This is a genomic window from Candidatus Protochlamydia sp. R18 (genome assembly GCF_000648255.1).
Taxonomy (GTDB): domain Bacteria; phylum Chlamydiota; class Chlamydiia; order Chlamydiales; family Parachlamydiaceae; genus Protochlamydia; species Protochlamydia amoebophila.
The window spans coordinates 1-906 of record NZ_BASL01000739.1 but is presented as its reverse complement, the minus strand read 5'-3'; the positions used below and the strand labels follow the sequence as shown (position 1 = coordinate 906).

Annotated in this window: 2 pseudogenes; one reads left to right on the top strand and one right to left on the bottom strand. The window is 30.6% G+C overall.

The features are described from left to right. Nucleotides 1-190, top strand: a pseudogene (locus TY19_RS12950) (IS1 family transposase); the annotation flags it as partial. 533 nt (nt 191-723) lie between these two features. Here TY19_RS12950 and TY19_RS12945 read toward each other — a convergent pair. Beyond that, nucleotides 724-906, bottom strand: a pseudogene (locus TY19_RS12945) (SEL1-like repeat protein); the annotation flags it as partial.

The following is a 906-nucleotide window of genomic DNA, read 5'->3' as shown; positions in this document are numbered from 1 at the left end:
GGAAACTATTTCTTGGAGCCAACATCAACCCAGTTAGCAAGCCATCTGGTCAGACAAGCTACCTTGAAAGATTCATTGTACTCTTAAGACAAAGTGTGCAAGACTTGTAAGGAAAACACTTTCATTTTCTAAAAAGCTAACTAATCCCATTGGCTTAATAAAATATTTTATTTGTGATTACCATAGATAATTGAGAACCTTACCTAGTTAAAATTACCTTTAATTCATTAAATTTATCTTTTAGTAGTTTATTATTAAAATAATTAGATGTTTAAAGTTAAATAAATTTATATCTATTCAACTTCCTTTTATTAATGAGGGAAATTTGTAAATATTTTTAATGCTTTATTATTTTATTATTTTAATAAGATTTTCAAACTTTTCTAACGCTTTTAAAAAATCTCAAATTTCAAGGTGATAAATTCTTAAAAGCTTTGTGCATTCTAGCCACAATTCTAAGCTTTAAAAGATATGCTTTTTTCAAGTTTCCTAAAAATACACAGATCTTAAATATTGCTTTATTTTGGGCTAATTTTGGAGCTTAAAAAGCAGGTTATTTAAGAGGAAAGTCGGCTATAAATTTTAATTTTAAACCAATTTAGTTAGTTTTGTTGAGAAATAATAAAGCCAATTTTTATTGCTGCCTAAGCATTCCCTTGTTCAGTAGCAAGTTGATAATAACTTAGAGCTAGTTGACTGGATTGTTCAACTTCTTGCCCTTTTTTACAGAGTTCCAAGCTCGTATTGGGCATCTGCATGGCCTTGATCGGCAGCGAGTTTAAAATATTTAATAGCCTCTTGCCCTGATTGTGTAATACCCCGTCCATTGGCATATATGACCCCAAGTTCGTATTGGGCATCTGCATCACCTTGATCGGCAGCGAGTTTAAAATATTTAAAAGCTTC